This window comes from Dyadobacter sp. CY345 (assembly GCF_021502725.1).
Taxonomy (GTDB): domain Bacteria; phylum Bacteroidota; class Bacteroidia; order Cytophagales; family Spirosomataceae; genus Dyadobacter.
This window is the reverse complement of the sequence record NZ_JAKFFS010000005.1, coordinates 571,951-595,719: the sequence shown is the minus strand read 5'-3', so window position 1 is coordinate 595,719 and position 23,769 is coordinate 571,951. Positions and strand designations below refer to the sequence as shown.

At 40.7% G+C, this 23,769-nt stretch carries 19 protein-coding genes; 12 read left to right on the top strand and 7 right to left on the bottom strand.

From position 1 onward, the window contains the following. The first annotated feature begins 29 nt into the window (after positions 1-29). From L0657_RS23070 to L0657_RS23045, 6 genes are all read left to right on the top strand, one after another. Entirely contained in the window at positions 30-1,262 is a 1,233-nt protein-coding gene (locus tag L0657_RS23070; protein ID WP_235153130.1) for a Pycsar system effector family protein, read from the top strand. A gap of 102 nt (positions 1,263-1,364) precedes the next feature. Beyond that, positions 1,365-2,186 carry an SdiA-regulated domain-containing protein gene (locus L0657_RS23065; protein ID WP_235153129.1) on the top strand — a complete coding sequence of 274 codons (822 nt, stop codon included), beginning with the start codon at positions 1,365-1,367 and terminating at the stop codon, positions 2,184-2,186. 31 nt (positions 2,187-2,217) lie between these two features. Next, the gene (locus L0657_RS23060; protein ID WP_235153128.1) at positions 2,218-6,009 is read left to right on the top strand and encodes a metallophosphoesterase; all 3,792 of its coding nucleotides are present in this window, start codon (positions 2,218-2,220) and stop codon (positions 6,007-6,009) included. 12 nt (positions 6,010-6,021) lie between these two features. Beyond that, complete coding sequence (locus L0657_RS23055; RefSeq protein WP_235153127.1) at positions 6,022-6,456, top strand: hypothetical protein; 435 nt, start codon at positions 6,022-6,024, stop codon at positions 6,454-6,456. Positions 6,457-6,657: 201 nt separating this feature from the next. Beyond that, positions 6,658-8,307, top strand: coding sequence for a serine hydrolase domain-containing protein (locus L0657_RS23050; protein ID WP_235153126.1), 1,650 nt, complete (start codon positions 6,658-6,660; stop codon positions 8,305-8,307). Positions 8,308-8,640: 333 nt separating this feature from the next. After that, positions 8,641-8,916 (top strand): DUF983 domain-containing protein, encoded by a 276-nt coding sequence (locus L0657_RS23045; RefSeq protein ID WP_235153125.1) that lies wholly within the window; start codon positions 8,641-8,643, stop codon positions 8,914-8,916. A gap of 117 nt (positions 8,917-9,033) precedes the next feature. On the opposite strand, the gene L0657_RS23040 is transcribed toward L0657_RS23045, so the two are convergent. Beyond that, complete coding sequence (locus L0657_RS23040) at positions 9,034-9,912, bottom strand: AraC family transcriptional regulator (RefSeq protein ID WP_235153124.1); 879 nt, start codon at positions 9,910-9,912, stop codon at positions 9,034-9,036. A gap of 155 nt (positions 9,913-10,067) precedes the next feature. On the opposite strand from L0657_RS23040, the gene L0657_RS23035 reads away from it, so the two are divergent. The 4 genes from L0657_RS23035 (at position 10,068) to L0657_RS23020 (ending at position 12,609) form a co-directional block, all read left to right on the top strand. Next, positions 10,068-10,961 (top strand): pirin family protein, encoded by an 894-nt coding sequence (locus L0657_RS23035; RefSeq protein ID WP_235153123.1) that lies wholly within the window; start codon positions 10,068-10,070, stop codon positions 10,959-10,961. Next, on the top strand, positions 10,961-11,356 hold the full coding sequence (locus tag L0657_RS23030) for an OsmC family protein (protein WP_235153122.1): 396 nt from the start codon (positions 10,961-10,963) through the stop codon (positions 11,354-11,356). The genes L0657_RS23035 and L0657_RS23030 overlap by 1 nt, the downstream gene beginning before the upstream one ends. A 93-nt stretch (positions 11,357-11,449) precedes the next feature. Continuing rightward, complete coding sequence (locus L0657_RS23025; RefSeq protein WP_235153121.1) at positions 11,450-12,016, top strand: YceI family protein; 567 nt, start codon at positions 11,450-11,452, stop codon at positions 12,014-12,016. A 23-nt stretch (positions 12,017-12,039) separates the two neighbouring features. After that, positions 12,040-12,609, top strand: a complete 570-nt coding sequence (locus tag L0657_RS23020; protein ID WP_235153120.1) for an NADPH-dependent FMN reductase — start codon at positions 12,040-12,042, stop codon at positions 12,607-12,609. An 85-nt stretch (positions 12,610-12,694) separates the two neighbouring features. On the opposite strand, the gene L0657_RS23015 is transcribed toward L0657_RS23020, so the two are convergent. Further along, a complete protein-coding gene (locus L0657_RS23015) occupies positions 12,695-13,714 on the bottom strand; it encodes a cytochrome d ubiquinol oxidase subunit II (RefSeq protein ID WP_235153119.1) in 1,020 nt (339 codons plus the stop codon). A gap of 54 nt (positions 13,715-13,768) precedes the next feature. Further along, complete coding sequence (locus L0657_RS23010) at positions 13,769-15,094, bottom strand: cytochrome ubiquinol oxidase subunit I (protein ID WP_235153118.1); 1,326 nt, start codon at positions 15,092-15,094, stop codon at positions 13,769-13,771. A gap of 272 nt (positions 15,095-15,366) precedes the next feature. On the opposite strand from L0657_RS23010, the gene L0657_RS23005 reads away from it, so the two are divergent. Then, complete coding sequence (locus L0657_RS23005; RefSeq protein ID WP_235153117.1) at positions 15,367-16,794, top strand: right-handed parallel beta-helix repeat-containing protein; 1,428 nt, start codon at positions 15,367-15,369, stop codon at positions 16,792-16,794. Positions 16,795-16,814: 20 nt separating this feature from the next. Here the strand turns inward: L0657_RS23005 and L0657_RS23000 are convergent, their stop codons facing one another. The 3 genes from L0657_RS23000 to L0657_RS22990 form a co-directional block, all read right to left on the bottom strand. Beyond that, the gene (locus L0657_RS23000) at positions 16,815-17,813 is read right to left on the bottom strand and encodes a 3-hydroxyacyl-CoA dehydrogenase family protein (RefSeq protein WP_235153116.1); all 999 of its coding nucleotides are present in this window, start codon (positions 17,811-17,813) and stop codon (positions 16,815-16,817) included. A gap of 169 nt (positions 17,814-17,982) precedes the next feature. Continuing rightward, complete coding sequence (locus L0657_RS22995; RefSeq protein WP_090338661.1) at positions 17,983-18,180, bottom strand: CsbD family protein; 198 nt, start codon at positions 18,178-18,180, stop codon at positions 17,983-17,985. A 323-nt stretch (positions 18,181-18,503) separates the two neighbouring features. Beyond that, positions 18,504-19,775 carry an AGE family epimerase/isomerase gene (locus tag L0657_RS22990; protein WP_235153115.1) on the bottom strand — a complete coding sequence of 424 codons (1,272 nt, stop codon included), beginning with the start codon at positions 19,773-19,775 and terminating at the stop codon, positions 18,504-18,506. Between the two features lie 471 nt (positions 19,776-20,246). Here L0657_RS22990 and L0657_RS22985 point away from each other — a divergent pair, with 471 nt between their 5' ends. After that, positions 20,247-21,956, top strand: a complete 1,710-nt coding sequence (locus L0657_RS22985; RefSeq protein WP_235153114.1) for a helix-hairpin-helix domain-containing protein — start codon at positions 20,247-20,249, stop codon at positions 21,954-21,956. 120 nt (positions 21,957-22,076) lie between these two features. Here the strand turns inward: L0657_RS22985 and L0657_RS22980 are convergent, their stop codons facing one another. Then, positions 22,077-23,522, bottom strand: a complete 1,446-nt coding sequence (locus tag L0657_RS22980) for a S41 family peptidase (protein WP_235153113.1) — start codon at positions 23,520-23,522, stop codon at positions 22,077-22,079. Between the last annotated feature and the right edge of the window lie 247 nt (positions 23,523-23,769).

Genomic DNA, 23,769 nt, shown 5'->3' with positions numbered 1-23,769 from the left:
GTCAGTTTCGCCCTTATTTAAATAATCTTATGAATTATACCAAGCTTCTGGAACATGTGGAGCACCATGTGCTCCATTTTTTTAAAACACATGAGGGAGAGGCGTTAGTTTATCATAATGTAATTCACACACAGGAAGTTGCGTCCAATGCGACTAAGATTGGTCAGCATTACGAGCTGCATGAAAAGGACTTGTTTATAGTAACCACAGCTGCCTGGTTTCATGATATGGGATACTGGACCGGGCAAGCATCCGGACATGAATTCCGTGGGGCAGAAATGGCAAAGGCATATCTGATTGAAAAGGACGTGAAGGATGAGGTTATCGAGGCAGTTCAGGGTTGTATTCTGGCGACTTCTATTCCGCAAAAGCCGAAGAATTTTCTAGAACAAATTGTATGCGATGCGGACCTTTATCATTTTGGAACTGATAAATTTTCTGAGCGAAATAAGCTTATGCGAAAGGAAGTAGAGCAGAGAACCGGGCAGAAAATTGACAAAGCGGAATGGCGGAAAAATACTATCAAGCTGCTGGAAGAACATACTTACCAGACAGATTATTGCCAGACTCTGCTGAATGAAAAGAAGGCCAAAAATCTTCAAAAACTGAAAGAAAAGGATTTGGAAGTTGAAAAGGAAGAAGAGCAGCCGATCAACCTTCTTAAATACACAAATACAATTAAAACCGAACCTCAGCCAGAGATTCAGGATATTAGGAAACCCAAATCAGACCGACCGGATAAGGGGATTGAAACGATGTTTCGGATCAGCTCTAACAATCACCAGCGGCTGAGTGATATGGCTGATAATAAGGCGCATATCATGATCACGACGACATCAATTATTATTTCGGTTTTACTTAGTATTTTGCTGAGAAAATTGGAAGACAATGCATATTTGGTTGTTCCGACGATTCTGTTATTAACTATTTGTGTAATTACCATGGTCTTTTCAATCCTGGCAACTCGTCCAACTATTCCGCAGGGAACATTTACAGAAGAGGACATTACGGATAAAAAAGTGAACCTGCTGTTTTTCGGGAATTTTTACCGGATGAACTATAATGACTATGCAGCTGGTATGCAGGCAATGATGAACGACCGCGATTTTTTATATGGAAGTTTAACGAAAGATGTTTATTCGCAAGGTGTGGTGTTGGGCAGAAAATACCGGTTGCTACGTGTAGGATATAACGTTTTCATGTTTGGGATTGTCGCTTCGGTAGTCTCATTTGTTATTGCTTCTATGTTCTTTGGTAAATAAATTAATATAAAAGATAGAAATAAATTTTACACTCCAAATGGAAGTAGCAGAATCCATATTTATATGAATTGCACTATTAGCAAAATAGTTAGCTCAGCGTTTATGCTGATTTTAATAGGTACTGGATGTACCAATTCACACGAGAATGAACAGACTTTGAAAGATTATAATCTTGAAAGTCCGGAAAAGTTTTTTATGCCTGAAAGCCTTTTCGAAGTTTCAGGCATTGCTTTTAATAAAGGAAGCAATGATACAATTTACGCTGTCCAGGATGAAGAGGGCCGTTTATTCCGGTTGAGCCTGGGTGTGAAAAAACAACTTAACAGCAAGTTCGGGAAAAAAGGGGATTATGAAGATCTCGCAATTGCGAACGATAGAGTAGTCATCTTAAAAAGCAATGGCACAATGTACTCTTTTCCGATGGACGAAGCTGTTTTTCCGGAAGCTGATAGCGTTCAGGAATGGAAAAAAATACTTCCCAAGGGCGAATACGAAAGCATGTATGCGGACGAAGCTACGGACAATATTTTCGTGTTATGTAAAAACTGTCCCGATGATGATTCGAAGAAAAGTGTCACTGGTTATGAATTCCACCTGGGCGACAGTAGTGCGGTAAAAAACTCTTTTCAGATTAATGTGAAAGATATTAAAGCTTTGACGGGTAAGGTTGAAAGGGGTTTTCGCCCGTCAGGTCTAGCGCAAAATCCTCTTACCAAAGACTGGTATATTATTTCGGCGGTTAACAAATTGCTGGTCGTTACGGATAATAAATGGAAGGTTCAGCAAGCTGTCCCGCTGAATGGAAATAAGTTTACGCAGCCCGAAGGAATTGCTTTTGACGCTGCCGGAAATCTGTATATTTCCAACGAAGGTGATGACTTTGCAGAAGGTAATATTCTGAAATTTAAGAAATTGGGCTTATAGTTCAAACGCGGACTTCCGCTGGATTTAAAGTATGAAATTTAATTTTTACTCCGTCTCGTTATTCGTAAGTCTTCTACTGGTCTCTGCGTGTTCGAGTTATAAAAAGTTGCAATATTCCAAAGAAGGAAAAAGCTGGGAGCAATCTGCCCCCGCTCCGGATCTGGTGTTGAAACATACTATGTATCTTATCGGTGACGCCGGAAATGATTCTCCTGAGCACAAAGCGCCTGTACTTTTGTATTTGAAAGACAAGCTTGCCAAAGAATCTAAAAACAGTTCGGCCTTATTTTTGGGTGATAATATCTACGAATATGGTATGCCGCCAGCAGAAGATTCTGCCAAACGCAAAGTGGCTGAATACCGGATCACCTCGCAGCTTGAAACACTGGATGAGTTTAAAGGCAGGCCATTTTTTCTGCCCGGAAATCATGACTGGCGGGGCTGGGGGAGGAAAGGTCTGAAACGCCAGGAAAATTTTATTGACCAGTATCTCAATTCCCGGAAAGGAAAAACGGATAAGGACGAATATGAGAATTATTTCCTGCCACAAGACGGATGCTCTGGTCCGGAGGTTATTGAGTTAAATGATAATGTGGTTATTATCGCCGTTGATTCGCAGTGGTGGTTGTCGGACTGGGATAAGGATACGAAGATTAACGACGGCTGCGAGATCAAAAACCGGGCGACTTTTAAATTTGTATTTGAGAACGTGATCCGCAAATACAGAAATAAAAATGTGGTGATTGCCATGCACCATCCGCCGTATACCTACGGGCCGCACGGAGGGAAATTTACAATAAAACAGCACATATTCCCGCTGACGGAAATGAATCCCAATTTATACGTTCCGTTGCCCATTATCGGAAGTTTGAGTGCTCTTTTTCGCGGAACCGTGGGTTCTCGCCAGGACACGCATAATAAATTGTATAAGGATATGCGTGATGGGATTCTGGCAGCAGCAAGAAAAAATGGAAATTTTATTTTTGCCAGCGGTCATGAGCATGCGTTGCAGTTCATAGAAAATGATGGACAGGAATTTGTCGTTAGCGGAAGCGGCTCTAAAAACAGCCCGATTGGTATGGGGAAAGGGTCACAATTTGCTTCAACTGCCCTGGGATTCAGTACACTTGCTTTTCATGAAGGCGGAGAAACCTGGGTACAATATTGGGAAGTTGACGAGCACGGCAAGAGTGCGAAAATGGTATATCAAAAGAAAATCAAAGATAAGTTGGTGCCTCAGAAAGAGGAGCCGGCCATTGCGTATAAGGAGTATGAACAACATGCAGACAGTTCGCAGCAATTTGTTTTGAAAAACAAAATTACGCCCGTAAATGGCTTTCATAATTTTCTTTTCGGAGCGCACCACCGCGATCTTTATATGGAAAAATATCCGTTTCCGGTTCTTGATTTTGCAACTTTCAAAGGCGGGATAGTTCCTGAAAAACAGGGTGGGGGCAATCAGACAAATTCGCTGCGCGTGAAAGCTGGTGATGGTAAGGAATATGTGCTCAGAGATATGACCAAAGATGTCAGCCGCTTTTTGCCTTTTCCGTTTAATAAAATGATGGCTGCGCAGTTTCTAGCGCAGGAGAATTTTCTTTCTACACATCCTTTTGCGCCGCTTACAATTCCGAAACTTGCCGATGCTATCCAGGTTTATCATACCAATCCGAAAATTTATTATGTACCCGCCCAACCGGGATTGGGCCTTTTTAACTCGATTTTTGGTGGCAGTTTAAGTTTGGTTGAGGAGCGGCCTGATGGCAAGAAGTGGAAAGATGCTGCAAATTTTGGCAATGCGGACAAAATAATCAGTACCCCGGATTTGCTGGAAAATATTCTTGAAAGCAATAAATATAAAGTGGATGAAAAGTGGGCTCTAAAAACCCGTTTTCTTGATTTGATCGTGGGTGACTGGGACCGTCACGATGACCAGTGGACTTGGGCCTCTATCAAGCAGGAGGATGGCTCCAATCTTTATCGACCGATCCCGCGCGACCGCGATCAGGCTTTTTCTAAGTATGATGGTTTGTTTACAAATGTGGCTCGTTTGACTATGCCATTCCTACGTCAGTTACAGGTTTATGGGCCGGAAGTTCCCAATATGAAATGGACGACATGGAGCGCGCGTCTGTTTGACAGAACATTTATTAATGAGCTGAGCTGGGAACAATGGGAGGAACAGGTTAAGTATATCCAGAAAAACCTGACGGATGAAGTCATCGAAAATTCTTTCGCAGACTGGCCCGAAAATGCGAAGGAAATGTCTGCGCCTTATCTCATTAAGAGTATAAAAACGAGGAGAGACAATCTGCTGGAACTTGCCAGGAAACATTATGCTTTTGTAAGTTCTTCGGTGAATGTCATTGGTACTGAGGAAGAGGAGCGTTTCGAAATCGAGCGTATTGACGATAATCATACCAAAGTTACCGTTTCAGAAATTGGGAAAAAAGGACAGCTGAAAAAGCAGAATTACCAGCGGATTTTCGATCATTCCGTAACAAAAATAATCAACGTTTACGGCAATGGGGACGAAGACGAATTTATTATTACCGGCGACGTGAAAAAGGGGATTAAAGTCAGGGTGATTGGTGGGACCGGAAAAGATGTGTTTACGGATAGTTCTGTCGTGAAAACTGGTGGAAAAAAGACCATCGTTTACGACGATCTTGGCAAAAACACAATTCATGCAGGAAAAGAAACGAAGGATAAGCGGACTGGCATGTACCGCTACAATATTTACGACCGACGAAGTGCTGAAAGTGATTATAATATTACTATTCCATTGCCAATTATAGGATTTAATCCTGATGACGGGTTTTTACTTGGGGCCAATTTTAGTATGATCCGGTACGGGTTTAAAAAAGAACCTTATGCTTCTTCTCAGCAATTTGGGGCAAAATATTCGTTTGCGACAAAGGCGGTAAGGGTTAATTATACCGGTGATTTTCTAAATGTGTTCAGAAAATTTGACTTTTACCTTGATACCTATTATCACGGTCCATCTTATGCGTTTAATTATGCAGGGCTGGGAAATAACTCCGAAAGACCAGTGGACAATCCTGATTTTTACCGTGTGCGGCAAAGCGCGTTTCATGTTTATCCGGCAATAAAAAAACATTTCGCCGGGAACAGCGGATTCATCACGTTAGGGCCTTTATTTGAAATTTCAGATGTTGCTTCCACCGCCGGACGTTTCATTACGAGCGATAATAACCAGCTGCCGGACGATATTTTCAAGACTAAATATTACAGTGGCGGGCAGATGTTATTTAATTTCAGCAGTGTCGATAATATCTTCGCTCCGCATTCAGGTATTCGTTTTAGTTCCGGTTTAAACTATACTAAAAACTTAAAAGAAGATAAAAGCTTTGCAGGTTTGAAGGCGCAGCTAGCGTTTTATTTTAGTCTGGACAGGAAGGAGAATATCATATTTGCTTCGCAGATCGGAACAGGCTTGAATTTTGGCAAAGGATTTGAGTTTTTTCAAATGCCAACCATCGGTGGTAATCAGGGATTGCGCGGATACCGGACACAGCGTTTTTATGGAAAAAGCAGCTTATGGCATTCCAGCGATTTGCGTGCGAGATTGGGAAGTAGTATCAATCCAACTTTGCCTTTAACTTACGGACTCTTTGGAAGTTTCGATTATGGCCGGGTTTGGCAGGAACATGATCCGAGTGACAACTGGCATTACAGTTATGGCGGTGGTGTTTGGGTTGCTCCGGTTGATATTCTTACCTTGTCGGTTGGTGCTTTCATACCAAAAGAAAGAAGAGAAGAAAAGCCTCGAATTGCTTTTCAGGTAGGTTTTTGGTTCTAAAAAACAGATGATATGGAGTTGTATAAAACGCACGGAATTTCGGTAATGTTTGTGGCAGGCGCAATCCTGCTCGTGTTGGCGTCTTTACTTTTCCTTAATAAGATCGTTGAAATAAATCTTTACGAGACGTATTTTATCATCAGTAAAAAAACTCTTGCAACGGGTCTGGCTATCGCTTTGTTCTTTTTCGCGCTCGTCTACCTGGTATTTTCAAGAACCGGCCAACCTCTGAATGAGAAGTTTGGATGGATACATTTTCTTCTGACAGTGCTTGGAGGATTGATACTGATATGCGCCCCGATCGCAAATTCAGCTCCCGGCGATTATCAAACAATGAGACAGAATATGGTTTTTTTATCAAAGCTGTCACTCATTAGTTTTGGCGTATTCTGTCTCGGTCAGGTGATTTTAATTATTAATATTGCTCGTTTTTACTTGCAAAAATAATCTCTCGCTTATCTTCTTTTTTGTCACGATGCGGTTTAAGCAGGGGATTATTCTTTTCAATGTTAAGCAATACTAAATTAGAGAAATCGAATCATCATTATGTTTCTGAGAAATAAATAGATGCTGATGGGCCGGGTCTTTGAGAAATATTCCTCAGGGAATAGTAACTTTAAAGTTCACCCATAATCAAGCGTTTAGCCAATGAAATTATTCTTTACTTTTAAAAAGTTAGTCTTCACATTTTTATTATTTATCTGCTTCCATTTTGCACACGCGCAGCATTATGTTTTCTTTCTCCACAACAAATTCATTGAGGAAAATTATTTAAACGACAGCCATCCCGAATATGGAAAGGCTGAATATTTCCAGATCGTCAGCGCATTCAAGCGGCGTGGATTAACGGTCATTAGTGAGATACGTCCTCGAAATACCGATGCACATGATTATGCGGCAAAGGTGGTTACCCAGATTGACAGCTTGTTAAAAATTGGAGCTAGGGCATCGCAGATCACTGTTATCGGGACGTCTAAAGGGGGGTATATAGCGCAGTTTACTTCGAGTTTACTGAAAAATCCTGATGTAAATTATGTGTTCATCGGTTCTTGCGATGAGGAGGATGTTACCAAAATTCCTGAAATCAATTTTAGCGGGAATATTCTGTCGATCTATGAGAAAAGCGACGGTCCGCACTCATGTCAAAATATGAAATTGAAATCTTCAAATGTGGTAGGGCGTTTCGAAGAAATAGAATTGAATACAGGATTAAAACATGGCTTTTTGTTCAAGGCGATGACGGAATGGATAGATCCGGCGGCAAAATGGGCGAAGGGGAAGTATGATATTCATGAGCATCGAAAAGTTATTTCGAAAGTAAAAGTTGACGGGCCGGCAGCCATGGACGCTCTCTTGTCTGCTGAAACAAAGAAGCCTTTCAATGGAATTGTTTTTGTTTCTGAAAATGGTAATAGCAAGTTCTCAAAAACTTACGGCCGGCCATACTTGGATAAACCGACGGCATTTAAGTTTGATGATCAATTCGTGATCGGCTCTATAAGTAAGCAGTTTACGGCTGTTTTGGTATTAAGGGAATATGAAAGAGGACGGGTGAAACTTCATGCCCCTATCAAAACATATCTGCCAGATTTGACGGAAAGCTGGGCAGACACCGTTACTGTTCATCACCTGCTTACACACATGCACGGCATCGTTTCGCTTGACAAACCGCTCACTTTCGAGCCTGGGACGCAATATGCCTATTCACAAATCGGTTACGATCTTCTGGCAAAAATTACGGAGAAAACGAGCGGAAAGTCTTTTGCAGAGCAATCAAGGCGTATGTTTAAAAAGTGTAAAATGTATAATACATTTCATCCTGGTATAAAAGGTTATCGAAACTTGGTGCCTGGATATACCGAAAATGAAAAAGGACAAATTGAGCCTGAGGGAGACACTTTTGAGAATTACGTCGCTGCCGGATCCTTCATTTCCACCGCGCACGATCTGGTAATCTGGAATAAATGTCTGCATGAGGGAAAATTACTGTCGGGGTCAACCTATAAATTAATGACAAGCAAGCAGAAAGGAGCGGTTCGTAATCACCCAATCTTTGGCGTTGTGGAATATGGCTATGGGATAACGGTAGACACAAACGACGGAATTCTGCAATTGGGACAAACCGGATTTTGCCCAGGATTTGTCTCCATGAACTTTTATTTTCCTAAGACCAAAACAAGTATCATAGCACTGGAAAATGTTGTCTGGGACGAAAATAATTTAAAGAAAACTTTCACTTACCATTCCGGCCTTTTGAAAATAATCAGAAGTAGCAACTTTGTAAAAAAAGGTTTGTAAACGGAAAGGCATAAAATCTGGCCGGAGCAGGCAAGTCTTTCATTTATTTAATTTTTTCGATCGTTGATTAATACCACAAATAGTTATTTCTGTCATTTCATACATGGATGTTAAGTATGAAATTTGTAGTACAAAATTCAGAAAGGAGTTAATAATGAGATATGGCTCTGGACTGCAATATTACAAATATAACATACACAGCCTCATTGGCTTAAATTATAGCATACCATGAAACATAACAGGATTTACAGCGTGCTTTTTAACAAATGTCCACGTTGCGCGGAGGGAGATTTTTTTATTACCAAAAGTGCTTACACTCTCAAATTTGATAAAATGAATAAAAAGTGCCCCAACTGTGGTGAGAATTTGGTCCCGGAGCCAGGTTTTTATCAGGGTGCACTGTATATGAGTTATGCTTTTTACGTAATTTTTATGCTGATTTATTTTTTCATATTCGTTAATTTCTTCGGCGAATACCTTGATTATTTTCTTTATAGTATTATCCCGGTGTTGATATTACTAACGCCGTATTTCTATCGTCTGGCAAGAAGATCCTGGCTGGCCATTTTTATATCTCCTCAGGATGTTTCGATTACCCATAAACACTAGTTTTATCCTGCCTAGTGACAAATAATAATCTCCGCAGTTTTCCTTCATTCTTACGAAAATATGGAAGACTGCGGTTTTTTGTTTCCCTACCGGTTTTTTATAAACATCAATAAAAAATTAATTTTTCGACAATGATTTTTTTCTGAACACTTCCGGACTCATACCCACTTCCTTTTTGAAAAATTTGGTGAAATAGGAGTTGTCATTGAAGTTAAGTTTATAAGCTATTTCAGAAATGCTCAGACTTAGATTGACCAAAAGCCGTTTTGCTTCTAACACAACCCTGTCACGAATAATCTCTCCGGCTTGAATCCCCAGATGTTCTTTACAGATGGCGTTTAAGTGGTTTGGAGTAATATGTAAAAGTTGTGCGTATTCACCTGGTAATCTGATTTCGAGATAATTATTTTCGATTAATTTTTGGAAATTTTTCAAAACAGGGTGCGCCTGAAACGGCGTGCTGTTCCGTTGGTCAGTGGACAAACTTTGCTGAACGGTAATAAAAATTTGTATCAGCAAAACTCTGAGCATATCGTTTTTTAAGACATTCTGCTGCTGTGATTCGATAACTAACTTTTCAAAAAGTAATCTGATTGGTTGCTGTACAGCTTCCGGCAGGTCAATAACACTTTCTGTCGAGCCACCGGAAAAGAACGTGAATGAACTGATATATTCCGATTTGAGTAAAAATGACTGCAAAAAACTGCTTGAAAAGTTAACGACGTATCCATCTACGTTCCCCTCAAAATCCCAGGAATGAACCTGGCCAGGCACCATAAAGTAGATTTGGTAAGGCTTCACAGAGAAGTGATTAAAATCGATCGTATGCTTTCCGCCTCCTTCTGAAAAGAATAACAGATGATAAAAACTATGACGATGAGGTGAGGTAAGGTTAGGATGAATAGCCAGATAAGGCGCAAACCGACTGATCAGAATATCGTCGTCGCGGTAGGCAGAAAGCGTGCTGATATCAACTCGTGGAATGTTGGTTTGCATTTCAGATTTGGAATTGTGTTTTTCAAATCTAATAATCATCGGCTGTAAAAGTGAATATTTCCCGGTCAAGATTAAATTATCTTCTGATTTTCCGGAAAATCAATAATAATATTTACCTTTTCGCTGTAAACTATCGCTATTTATCAGCAGAGAAAATGTCAAACATCAATCTGATTATCGAGGAGCGCCCCAGGAATATCGGAAATTTCATGGTCGGAAGGTTGCTGCCTTTTACCGGTAAGCGGATGGTCGGTCCGTTTATTTTTATTGATCATATGGGGCCTGCAAAAATGAATGACCATCAGAATATGGATGTTCCGCCGCATCCCCATATCGGGCTTTCGACGCTTACTTACCTATTTGAGGGGAACGTAATGCATAAAGATAGTCTTGGGACAGAAATTGAAATCAAACCTGGACAGGTGAACTGGATGACTGCAGGGGCGGGAATTGTTCATTCAGAAAGAACACCGGAATATTTGCGTCATTCGGACAAAGAACTTCATGGTCTGCAGATCTGGGTTGCTTTGCCGAAAGAACTGGAACGGATGGAGCCGGAATTTTTCCATGCTTCGGAAGCTGAACTTCCTCATTGGGAATCCGATTCGGTTGCATTTAAATTAATTGCCGGGTCTCTGATGGGCAGACAGTCGCCGGTTCCTGTGTTCAGTCCGCTATATTTTCTTGAAATTAAAAGTAAAGAAGTTAGCAGTGTCAGGATTGGAGGCGACTTATATGGTGAGGCTGGTTTGTATATTCTGGAAGGAAGCATTGAAACCGACGGGAATGTTTACTTGCCGAAACAGCTTTTGGTGGCAAAACAGACACAACTTTGCGAGTTTAATATGGCTGAAAATACGACGGTTTATATTTTTGGTGGTGAGCCATTTGCAGAGGACAGGTTTATTTATTGGAATTTCGTTGCCAGCAGTCAGGAATTGATTGAACAGGCAAAGGAAAATTGGCTTGCTCAAAATTTTAAACCGATACCAGGCGAAACTGATTTTGTGCCGCTTCCTGAGGAACCTAACTATTTAAAAAGAAAATAATGGCAAGAATTCAGGCAAGTATCGGCTCAGTACTTTATAAAACAGAAATAAAGTCTGCAACCAATTCAATTATCTCTGACGAGCCGGTTTCGGCAGGCGGAATGGGTCTTGGATTTTCACCGGAAGAACTACTGGCGTCTGCCCTTGCAGCATGTACCTGCGGGACACTACGCATGTATGCAAACCGAAAGGGATGGGTTGAACTGACGGAAATTAATGTGGCGGTGGAATTTTCCAGGAATGTTCAGTTAAATGTTTCGCAGATGAGCCGCAGTATTGAACTGGTTGGTGATTTATCAGAGGAGCAAAAGGAGCGGCTTCTTACGATTGCAAATAAATGTCCCATTCACAATGCGTTAACCCACACCATTGCCATTGATACGATGCTTATTTAAATATTACTTACGATGAGCCAGCTTGCTCTGGTCATATCCTACGTTTTATTTTTTAACTTATAGTTTTTAATCTCAATTCAGCTTTAAACCATTATGAAAAAAATCTCATTTTTGATTCTTTTGACCGTTTCTTCATTATCTTCTTTTGCGCAAACCTGGAAATCTGACAAAGCCCATTCGCAGCTGAAATTTGATATAACGCATCTGGGTATTTCAACCGTTTCAGGAGCTTTCACAGATTTTGATGCTACGATCAATGCTACAAAACCGGATTTTAGTGATGCTACTTTCACATTAACTGCTGAAACCGCATCCATCAACACAGGCGTAGAAAAACGAAACGAGCACTTAAAATCAGCTGACTTTTTTGACGCAGTTGCGAACCCGGAACTGACTTTTAAAAGCACGAGTTTTAAAAAAGTCAGCGAAAGCAAATATCAATTAATAGGTGATTTGACAATGCACGGTATCACAAAACCAGTTTCTATGGATTTTATTTATCGTGGAACTGTAACCAATCCGGCGAGCAAAAAAGCGGTTGCCGGTTTTAGGGCGACTGGTACGATCAAGCGTTCTGATTTCGGTATTGGTCCAAAATTTGAAGCACCGATGTTGAGCGAAGAAGTTATAATTATCGCTGATGGCGAGTTTGGACAATAATTAATATAACAAAATTTATTACCATGTACAATCTGAAAATTATTACCTCAACTGTCCGCCCCGGTAGAAAAGGTCCGCTTGTGGCAGCCTGGATTAAAGAAATTGCTGCGAAACACGAGGAGTTTAATGTTGAAATTTTGGATCTGGGTGAGATCAAGTTGCCCATGATGGATGAGGCGAATCATCCAACAATGCAGAAGTATGAACATGAGCATACAAAAAAATGGAGTGCTTCTATTGAAGAGGCGGACGCATTTATTTTTGTAACAGCGGAATATGACTACAATTATCCGGCGCCATTGAGAAATGCTTTGGAATATTTATTTCATGAATGGGGCTATAAAGCGGCTGGAATTGTGAGTTATGGTGGCATATCAGCCGGAACCAGAGCCGCGAACAGTTTAAAGGCGGATCTGTCTACTTTTAAAATTGTTCCTGTTTATGAAGCTGTGAACTTACCATTGTTTACGCAGTTTATTAATGAGGAAGGAGATTTTCTTCCTTCGGAAAGTGCTTACAAGTCTGCCGAAGGTATGCTTAAAGAACTTATTCGCTGGACGAAAGGGCTTAAAATTATCAAGGAGAATAAGTAAGCGGAAATCAACAAGAGGTTTAAATAAACAATAAAGGCTCAGCTTTTTTGAAAGCCGTGCCTTTATTGCTTTGTAGCGATATTACTTAATCAACAGCGTAATCCACTTTGTTTTTCTGAAAACTATAAATCAGGTAAAACAATGCAGGAAGAATAAAAACACTTCCAATCAGCAACGCCAGGGCGAGTGCCTGTATCGTTTTGGGATGTCCACTATGTTCAATTAACGACAAATAACCACCGTTTTTCAAAATCACAATATTAGGATAATGACGGTAAGTCGTCGTTAAAAGTATCATGGTAACCTGAAACCCAGCCAGAATCCTGATGAAATAAGAGTTGCCTTTGTACAAAAGGTACCAAAGAAGAATCAGCGACAACGTGGCTGCTGATATCGCGATAATTCCTACAATGTTTCCAAACACCCAGTCAATCAAAGGAATTCCCTCGATCATCGCTGAGATGAAAACCAGAATGCCGCATACAACAGCTGCAATATTAAATGCCTTGGCTTTTAATTCAAACCGTTTTCGGTCAATCGCGCTGTCCGTTTCTCCGATCAGAAAAACTGCTGCCAGGAAACCGCAAATTGATACTGTGAATAGACCCACAGAAACGGAAAACCAGTGAAGCCAACTGAAAATGTAAGCGTCCATAAAGTTTTTGGCCGTTGTGTCAATATGCCCCGAAACTGCACTTCCGGCAATAATTCCCAGAAAAAATGGCGTTATAAAACTTGAATATGCGAAAATAGGATTGTAGATATCCTGCATTTCGTCTTGTACCGCATCATAATGCCGGAACGTAAAAGCTGTTCCGCGGGCTATAATTCCCAAAAGCATAATCGTTAAAGGAATATGCAAATAGACTGACATGGTGCTATAAATGGTAGGGAAACCCACAAACAGAATTACGATGGCAATGATCAGCCACATGTGGTTTGCTTCCCAGATCGGTCCAATCGCCTCGTAAAGCGTTTTTCTGGTCTGGATTTTGTTGGCTTTTGAAGTAAATAATTCAATAATCCCAGCGCCAAAATCTGCCCCTCCCAACAGAAGATAGAGGAGGATCGCTGTCCAGAGAAATATGATGACGACGTATAACATTTTAGTTTTTTGTATAGTAATTAATCGCGGATTGCTATGTTCAAAACTTTTTAGTTAATGCTTTGCTCCGTCGGGCAGATCATAAAGTTTGTCTACCATTTTGATCTGTCTGTATAACATAAAAGTTACAATCATACCCAGCGAAAGGTACATGGCTGTGAACATATAAAATGAATAACTGATACCGGGCATTGGCGTTACGGCGTCGGCAGTTCGCATGACGTTATAGATTATCCAGGGTTGTCTGCCCACTTCCGTGACAGTCCAACCGGCTTCGACAGCTATGAAACCGATTGGCGTGGCGGCTACAAAAAGTTTTAGTAGCCAATCGCTCTGCAGCCATTTTTTCTTCTTCCACAAGGCCAGAAAATATAATAATGAAAGGGTCATCATCGCCATTCCAAGTCCCACCATAATCTGGAAAGCATAATGTGTGATGGCCACCGGGGGCTGGTTTTCTTTCGGAAATTTATCCAAACCGGTAACCTCTGAATTGAAATCGCCATGTGCCATAAAACTTAGAAGGCCGGGAATTTTAATACCATACTTAACTTCCTTAGTTTTTTCATCAGGAATTCCCCCCACAACAAGTCCGGCGGCTTTTTCTGTCTGGAAATGAGCTTCCATCGCTGCCAGCTTTGCTGGTTGTCTTTTTGCTACATCTTTTGCTGAAATATCGCCGCTCAACGGTTGGAGTACCGCGGCGACACATCCAAAGATAGCGGCGATTGTGAATGATTTGGTATGAAAATATACATTCTGCCTTCTTATGATCATGAGGGCATGGACACCGGCGACTGCAAAGCCTGTGGCAGCAAAAGCCGCGATACACATGTGGAGCGACTGCGAAAACCAGGCGTCATTGAACATTGCCTTCATCGGATCCACGTTAAGATATTCGCCGTTCACAAAGTCGAAACCGGCAGGGCTGTTCATCCAGGCATTCGCCGCCACAACCAGTATTCCTGAGGCAAGTCCACTTACACCCACAATGACTCCGGTTACCCAGTGAAACCACTTGTTAAAGCGATCCCAACCATATAGAAAAAAGCCAAGCGCAATAGCTTCAATAAAAAATGCGGTGCCTTCAAGAGAAAATGGCATACCGAAAATCGGCCCGGCATGTTTCATAAACTCAGGCCACAAAAGTCCCAGCTCAAAAGATAGTACTGTGCCAGATACGGCGCCGGTCGCAAAGAAAATTGCGACACCTTTACTCCAAGCTTTTGTTATATTTTTATAAACAATTTTATCCGTTCGAAGATAATAGTAATGTGCAACGGCCATAAAAAATGGCATAACCATCCCAATACAGGAAAAGATTATATGAAACCCCAGAGAAAGAGCCATTTGGGATCTTGCGGCAATGAAGTCATCCATATTCAAGAGATCTATAAATCAGAAAATGTACAGCAGATTTTAAATTTGCATATTACATTAAACTTGATTTTGTTATATTTAATTGCGTTTGAAAAGCGTAGCAAATCTGGCCTTTTTAATCGCCTCAAAGCTACTCAAGACTTTCCAGAAGAACCACTTTATTCACGATTAAAATCGAATAAATAACATTCAGTTTGGAGTAAGAAATAGCGTACGCTACTTTTGAAGCAGTGAGTCTGGAAGTTTGATTTTGTGAAATTAGGAACAGGAATATGAAATTTTTTTTGAATGTGCTTTTCGTTGCTATTGCTTCTTATTCGTTCGGTCAGGTAAATTACATCTACGTCTCTCTGGATGGCAATGATAACAATACCGGAAAGGTAAACAAACCGGTTCAATCCATTAAAAGAGCGCTCGAATTGAGTTATTCTCACGCGGGCAAACGGGTAAGTATTCAGTTGTCTGGCGGAACTTATTATTTGCAAGAGGCCGTTGAAATTGTCAATTCCCCTGACTTTCCATTGGAAATTGAAATTACGGCTTCAAAAGGGCAGGAGGTATTCATAAGCGCAGGTCGACTTCTAAAAACGGATTGGCAACACTTTAAAGGTGGAATTTATCGAACGCCAGTTCCGTCTGGAAGCACATTTGAGCAACTGTTTGTAAATGGAAATTTACAACCGCTGGCGCGTTATCCAAATATCGATTCGACGGCCAAAGTATTTGGGGGAACGGCTGAGGACGCCACCTATTACGTCCGGGTCCTTACCTGGGGGAATCCGGTTGGAGGTTATGTCCATGCGCTGGATGAAAATAAAACGGGGAGTTTACATTATAAGATCACCGGGGTAGACGATACCGATAATCTGGAACTTGAAGGTGGCTGGCAATTTAAAAAACTGGCTCATATGTCTCAAAAAGAACGGTATGTCGAAAATGTGTTCGTAGAACTTGACGAGCCGGGAGAATGGTATCTGGACAAAACGGCTCATGTTTTGTATTATTATCCAACGCTCGGAACGGATCTTTCAAAATCAAAATTTGAAGTTTCCCACCTCAAAAACAGCTTCATAGTAAAAGGCAGTGAAAACAAGAAACTCAAAAACGTACATATTAAAAATTTAAACTATCTCCATAATGAAAGATCTTTTATGGACAGCAAAGATACGTTAACTGGCAGCGACCGTGCGGTTTTCCGGGGTGGGGCAGTAGCGCTGGAAGATACACAAGATTGCAGTATTGAAAATTGTAGTTTTTCTGGTCTTGGTGGAAATGCTGTTGTTTTCAACAACTTTAATGAGCGTGGAACCGTAACCGGATGTTTCATCTCAAATATCGGATCCAGCGGCGTTTCTATGCTAGGCAATTGCAAAGACTGTTTGATCCAGGATAATTTATTCTCTAAAATGGGAACGATTGAAAAACAGGGTGTTGCAGTTTATATGAACGGTGTTAAAAAATCTAGTATTGTGCAAAACACCATAATTAAAACGCCCGGTTACGGCATAAAAATTGAAAATTGTAATCTTGCTGAAATCAAAGTTGTGCAGAACGAGAGCGTTAAAATTTTTCAGGAAATCCGACCAATGGCAGATGATATGACTGAAACCACTGGCGACGGTCATCAGGAATCAAATTCTGGCGTTCAAAAGCCGCGTTTAAAGGCGTTTGTTCCATCCCTGAAAGTTAATCACAAATAATCTGAAATCTGTTTTATAAATTATTGACCTTTCTGTTGCTCATCCTGCTTTTCTTTCAGTTTCTTCTTAACGATATCAGCCGGATATTTGAGTGCTAATTCCCTAATTTCATAACTGAATTGAGCATAAGTCTCTTCCCAAAGTTTTGCTTCTCCGGGCGAATAATCATAAAATCCTTTTCCATTCGCTGTTCCCTTACCGCCGGCATCCACAATGTCCGTAATTAATTTTGGAACTTCCTGGCAGTTGTTCAGCGTGGGCAGTAAGTCTTTCATCACAGCATGATATGCTGGGACGCCGGTAAGATCCATCCATCGAAAAATGCCCACCATTGTCATAAAATAACCAGCATTATTTCGGCAGGACCTGTCAATATCTTCTATAGTTGCATAGCCGCCTTCAACCAGACTAATCGCTTCGCGATACATGGCATACATCAAGCGGTTTGTGATAAATCCAGCAATATCCTTTCTAACCAGAATCGGCTCTTTTGCCCAATAAGAAGACAATTCATATAAAAATTCTCCATGTTCGATATTACTATTGTCACCACAAATTATTTCCAGAAAACGCGTGGTATGAGCAGGAATCGCCCAATGCAAGCCAAAGAAACGCTCCGGATACTTCGTAAGTTTTTGTAAAATACTGATCGGTATTGCAGAAGTGTTGCTTGTCAGAATGGCATCAGAAGCAATAACCGCTTCAACTTTTGCAAAGACGGATTCTTTAATTTTTATGTCTTCCAGTGTGCATTCGATCACCAGTTTGCATGCATACAGATCATCATAGTTTTCAGTAATCAGCAGATTTTCCAGATAAAATTCAGGTGCATTTTGGATAATTCCATTTGCTTGTGATTTGATCAGATCTTCCGTTATTCGTTGTTTGGCATGGAGCAGATCGTTACTCTGTGGGGCCAGTGCAACCACCGGGTGACCGGCTATCAGCATGCAGGTTACGATACTGGATCCCATTAGGCCAAGGCCCACAATTGCTACGGGAATTTCATTAGTGTTCATGTCAGTTCAGGATATTTTTCTTTCAATTTTATGCTTTGAAGTTATTGAAGATATGAATTGAAAATAGTTTGGCAAACTATATATTTTTCTAATTCGGTTATACGAGTATGCAACAAAAAACACCCTGAAAACGAATTTCAGGGTGCTCTACTTACTTATTTCTCTTATATTACTTTGACCAGCTGTCTACTTCACTTTCAACTTCCTGGCGCGTTTTCCCTAATTTGGTTTGAAGTTTTCCAAGAAGTTCGTCTTCTTTTCCTTCTTCATATAGCAAATCGTCATCTGTAAGATCTGCATATTGTTGTTTAAATTTACCTTTCAATTCATTCCAGTTACCTTTTACTTGCTGCGTGAATGCGCTCATAGCTTTAAGTGTTTAAGTTATTGATGATTCCGATGCTTTCTAGATAAGCAATCTCCTAATTACCTAAACAAACTATACCAAATTGACCGGACCATCACAATGCATTGCTCGTATGTAGTATCATTGTGATTAGACGATTCATTTCAAGAATATTGGCTATGAGTGCAATACAGATCGCTGAATAGCATTAAAACAAGATAATTCAATTATGGAATTGAATTATTCTTAAACGATCCTGTCGATTTCGAGGGATAGCTTGTCCAGCAATTTCCCTAAATCGTGTATCTGAATCATGATTAATGCGCAAATTCTCCCCAAATGAATTATCCAGTTTTCACGAGTTTGTCCAGGCGAACGATGCTTTGAACCATAGACCGGACAGAATGATAATTAACTTTCCATGAATGGCTCATATGCGTCCAAATCGGTTCGCCCTGACGTGTAAGAAGCGGTAGCCACTCGCCGACCTCATGATGAATCATTTTTTCAAAAACAAAACGATGTGTGGAATCATAAGCTTTTAAATATTTCTCGTCACCATAAATCCGATAGGCGTCAAGCATACCAATAAGCACTTCGGCTTGTTGCCAGAACTCTTTCTCGCGATCATAAACCTCTCCGGCGTGAGAGCCCTCTACATACACACCTCCAAACTCCCAGTCAATTCCGTGGTCAATGGCGTGATTAAAAGATTTTAAAAGTTGGGTGTTGTAATCGTCGTAAGGGATTTTTGCAATATCCAGTGCGTGCATAAGCAGCCAGGCAAACTCGACATTATGTCCATAACTTGTGTTATCCTCTGCCGAGCTTTTGAGACCGTCCTCCGAAAATCTGTCCCATCCCCAGATGATATCAAATTTGATCTGAGGAGCAACCGACCAGTCTGCCAAGAATTGTGGTATCCCGGTACTGTAGACAGGATGCATGATTTTATTGATCAGCAGCTGGATAATTTCTTCTAGCTTTCTACGATGAACTTGTTGTCCGCTTGCTTCAAACAAAGTGGTAAATGCTTCCATAAGATGCATATGGGCATCCAGCGTTTTTCGGTCTCCGCCCGCAGATCCTGGACCTTTCAGCTCCCATGTACGGGTAAACATTTCAAAATAACCGCCATAATGAGTGTCTGCGCCATGAACTTGTAACAGATTAAAAGTCTTTTCAGCATATTCCAGACCAATCGGATCGCCTGTTGCGAGGGTATATTCACTTAAACTATATATGGCAAAACTAAGACCGTAAACGATCTTTTCATCAATTCTGACATTCCCTTTTCTGTCCATTAGCCAGTAAAAACCCCCATTTTCAACATCCCACATTTTATTGACAAGGAAGTTTACGCCATGTTTTGCAATGGCAGCATATCGGCCTTCACCATAACCAGCGCGGTGAGCAGAAGAAAATGTGAAAACGGTTCTGGTTTGAGCGATCAGTGATTTTTCATCTTCGCCCGAATCATTTCCGTTATTGTCAAAATGCGTGATGAACCCTCCATTTACCTCATCGACACAACGGGTTTCCCAAAAGGGAAGCAGCTCTTTGGTGAGGTGTTGATACGCTTCTTCGCGATACTTTAAAAGCTGCTCTTTATTCATATTCGTTTAAATAATTAAATTTATATATGTCGTAATTATTTGATTTTCAAACTTGTCTCACGTTTTTCAACTTTGTTATGTTGATATAAAATGAGCGTTCAGACAGACTGGCGGAGATCAGATATACTACGCCAATTGTTCGATCCCTGACTATCAATCAGAAGATTTTATAATTATAAATATTTTTATCTGGAATATTATGCTTTATTAAAATGAATCTGTCAGTGTAATTTTTGCGTAATCTTTAGATATGGGATAATTCCTAACTTCTATTGACAGGCTGAAATGCGTAACATGATAAGGTTGATCGTCTTGATTTGATTTTTCCACTTATATAATCCTGCTTAGAAACTTTTAAAGTGACTGGTAATCCCGCCGAAAATTATAAATTGGTGAGCGATTTCAATTCAGTATTTGCAAATGCTGACGCATACTTCGTAATTCGCAGATTATATTTTAATAATGTCGACCATGGGCAACGCCGAAATTGTAGAACTCCTTGAACTAACTGCCAAACTTCTTGAACTTCACGGAGCCGATCCGTTTAAAATAAAGGGTTACGGAGTAGCCGGATTTTATCTGGATAAATATAAGGACGGCGAGTTGGCGCTTATGTCCCTTGAAGAGCTTACAAAACTCCAAGGCGTCGGGAAAAGTACGGCAGGGAAAATCATAGAAATCGTACAGCGGGGGACTTTCAGGGAACTGGAAGAACTGCTGGAAAAGACGCCGCTCGGTGTTCTGGAAATGTTTAGTATCAAGGGGATTGGTGCTAAGAAGATTTCAGTTTTATGGCGAGAACTCGGGATTGATAATCTGCACGAGCTTGAACTGGCTTGTCTAAGCGGAAAAATTGCGAAAGTGAAAGGTTTCGGGGGAAGTACCGAACAAAAGATATTAGAATCACTGGCTTTTTTGAAGGATCAAGCTGGAAAATTGCGCATGGATAAGGCGCACGCTATTGCAGATCTTATAGAAGAAGAATTAAAGAAAATATATCAACAGGTTTCTGTTGCCGGAGAGGTAAGAAGAAAAGCTGAGACAGTCGAAATTATTCGATTGCTGGTCGGTACGGTATCGCCTGCCGGTTTGCAGGAATCGATTGCAGCAATCGAATTTCTTGTGAAAGATGAAATTCATTCCTCTCCGTTTATTTGGCGGGGAAATGTCCTTGACGTTGCCGTTCAGGTGGAAATCCTGGCTGTAGATCCTGATCATTTTGTCAATGAATTATTCCTGGAAACTGCTGCTCCTGAACATTTGGGTATGACGACAATAGATGGCACTTCACTTTGGAGGCATGCAAAATATGATACGATTGAGAGCGAGGCGGCAATTTATGAGCATGCAGGATTGCCATATATTGTCCCTGAAATGCGCGAAGGTTTTGGTGAATTTACATGGTCTGAAAATCATACGCCTGACCAATTGATCACCTGGGACGATCTGAAAGGGATTTTACACAATCATAGCACCTATTCCGACGGACAGCATACGCTCGAACAAATGGCACTTTTCTGCCAGGAACTTGGCTTTGAATATCTGGGTATTGCAGATCATTCGCAAACTGCATCTTATGCCAGCGGATTAAAACCGGAAGACGTATTTCGTCAGCACGAAGAAATCGCCAGGCTCAATGACCGTTTTGCGATGACCGGGCCGGAAAAACGGTTTAAGATATTAAAGGGCATCGAATCTGATATTCTGGGAGATGGTTCGCTGGATTATTCGGACGAAATTTTGTCAAGTTTTGATTACGTTGTCGCATCCGTTCATAGTAATCTTACTATGACTTCGGAAAAAGCAACAGCGCGTCTTTTGAAAGCAATTCAAAATCCATATACAACGATTCTGGGGCATCCGACCGGACGTTTGCTTTTATCAAGAGAGGGTTATCCGATTGATCACAAATTAATTATTGATGCCTGTGCTGATCATAAGGTTGTAATTGAAATAAATGCGTCTCCGTGGCGTCTTGACCTGGATTGGCGCTGGATTTCCTATTGCATGGAGAAAGGTGTGTTGTTAAGTATCAATCCCGATGCGCACAAAAAGGAGGGATATTATGATATGCATTATGGCGTAGCGGTTGCCAGAAAAGGCGGACTCACGAAAAATATGACATTTAACGCCTTTACGTTGGCGGAAATTGAGGAATATTTGAAAATGAGAAAAGGGTAGGCGAGGTTAATCCATGTTAGTTATTACTTAAAAAATCAGGTTCGGAGCAGCAGCTTTTTATTCAAATATTGTTTTTGAATAAAAAGTTGACTGCTCCAAACCTCAATCGGCAGGAAGGGTTTACTTCAATAATTTTGTCAAAGGAGTATCCTTGATCATTCTTTTCTCAGGGATCAGATTATCTTTAAACGGTTCGCTAATGAAAGATTTCACTGATTTGGTCGCCGCAAGTCTGGTTCCGGTAGGGGCAGGAATTCCCATAACGTCAAGCGCCTTTCTTAATAACGTTTCATTTTCGTCTCCGAAAGATTTATAAGGGATCACAGAATCTTCAACCTCATAAGTTGGCGCCATTCCATCGACGGTCCCGTAATCAGATTCATTATTAACATTGGCTGTCTGGCCAAGCATCACATACATACCCCATTTCCAACGGTTTTCGTCGTCGCCGATCAGTGAGCCAAAAAGGTTTTTACCATAGGTATGTTCTCCGATCGTAACAACTTCCATATAAGGGCGTAATCCATTGATAACGAGCTCGCTTGCAGAGGCTGTGCCATTGGAGGTTAGGACAAAAACGCGGCTTAGGTTTGAACCAATATTATTTCCTTCGTCCTGAAAGTTATAATTCAATGCATTTGTGCCATATCTGCTTTGCCAGTAAGCGATGTACTTATCATTCCATTGCTCTTTATAGAAAATTTTCGAGCTGGATATATTTTTACCGATAAGTGAAGCAAGGGTCTCAGCTGAGCTGATATATCCGCCTGGATTGAACCTGAGATCAAGAACCAGTTCGTTGACACCCTGACTTTTAAAAGTTGCAAATACCTGTCTAAGTTCGTTGTCATACTTGCTAACCTCAGCGGTCGTGCCGGGAACAAATTGTGTATAAACAAGATAACCGATCGTTTTGCCATAAGCGCTTTTGGTGATCACACTTGAAAACAAAACCGGATCTTCGCTAATTTCCGCTTTCGTAACGGTAACTGTTTTCGAATTATCAGCCGTTAAAGTTGTCCCGTTCAGGACGCCGAGTGTGAACGTTGCAGTTTCACTGTTTCCGAACAAAGCAGTGTAGTTGCTCGCTGTCAGTTGCGTTCCGCCAACTTTCATAATAATATCTCCACGCTTCAAACCAGCCGCTTCGGCAGGGCTTCCTTTTACGACGTAACTTAAAAAAGCAGCGATGTTTGAATTCGTGTCGTCCGTATAAGAAAGTGTATAATTAATGCCAAAAATTTTACTAACACCGTTAAATTCATTCGTCAGCTGATCAATATCATCCGTTACCATAGAAAACCGGTCCGTTGATATCCTTTGATAAATTAATTTTTCGAAGTAATCATTTGGATTCAGTTCACTGTCCAGGCTACTCTCCGCAGGCATACTTTTATACCAAAAGTATGCATCGTTCATCATTTCATATATCCAGCTGTTAATTGCCTGGTAATCCGAACTGTCAGTTTCCGTCGTTGTCGGGTTCACATCTTTATCCTTACAGCCTGTCACGAAAATTGCTGCGACGAGAAACCCAATTTGGCTGAATCTTTTAAAATTTAACATATTTAGTCAGATTAAAATTGAGTAGCTTCTATGCATAGATTGAAAAACTAGTTGTTATTATTTGTTGTGCACATATGATATTACGTGAGAATAAATTTAAGTGTGGCGACATGCTGCCATTTAATTTCCAACGATATAATTTCTGGATAAAGGTATTTTGGAAGGTAAGCGGAGGAAACTTCTAACATGAAGTTTTATTTTTTTAATTTCTGGCAAATAGAAAAGGCTACCGAAGGGCAGCCTTTTC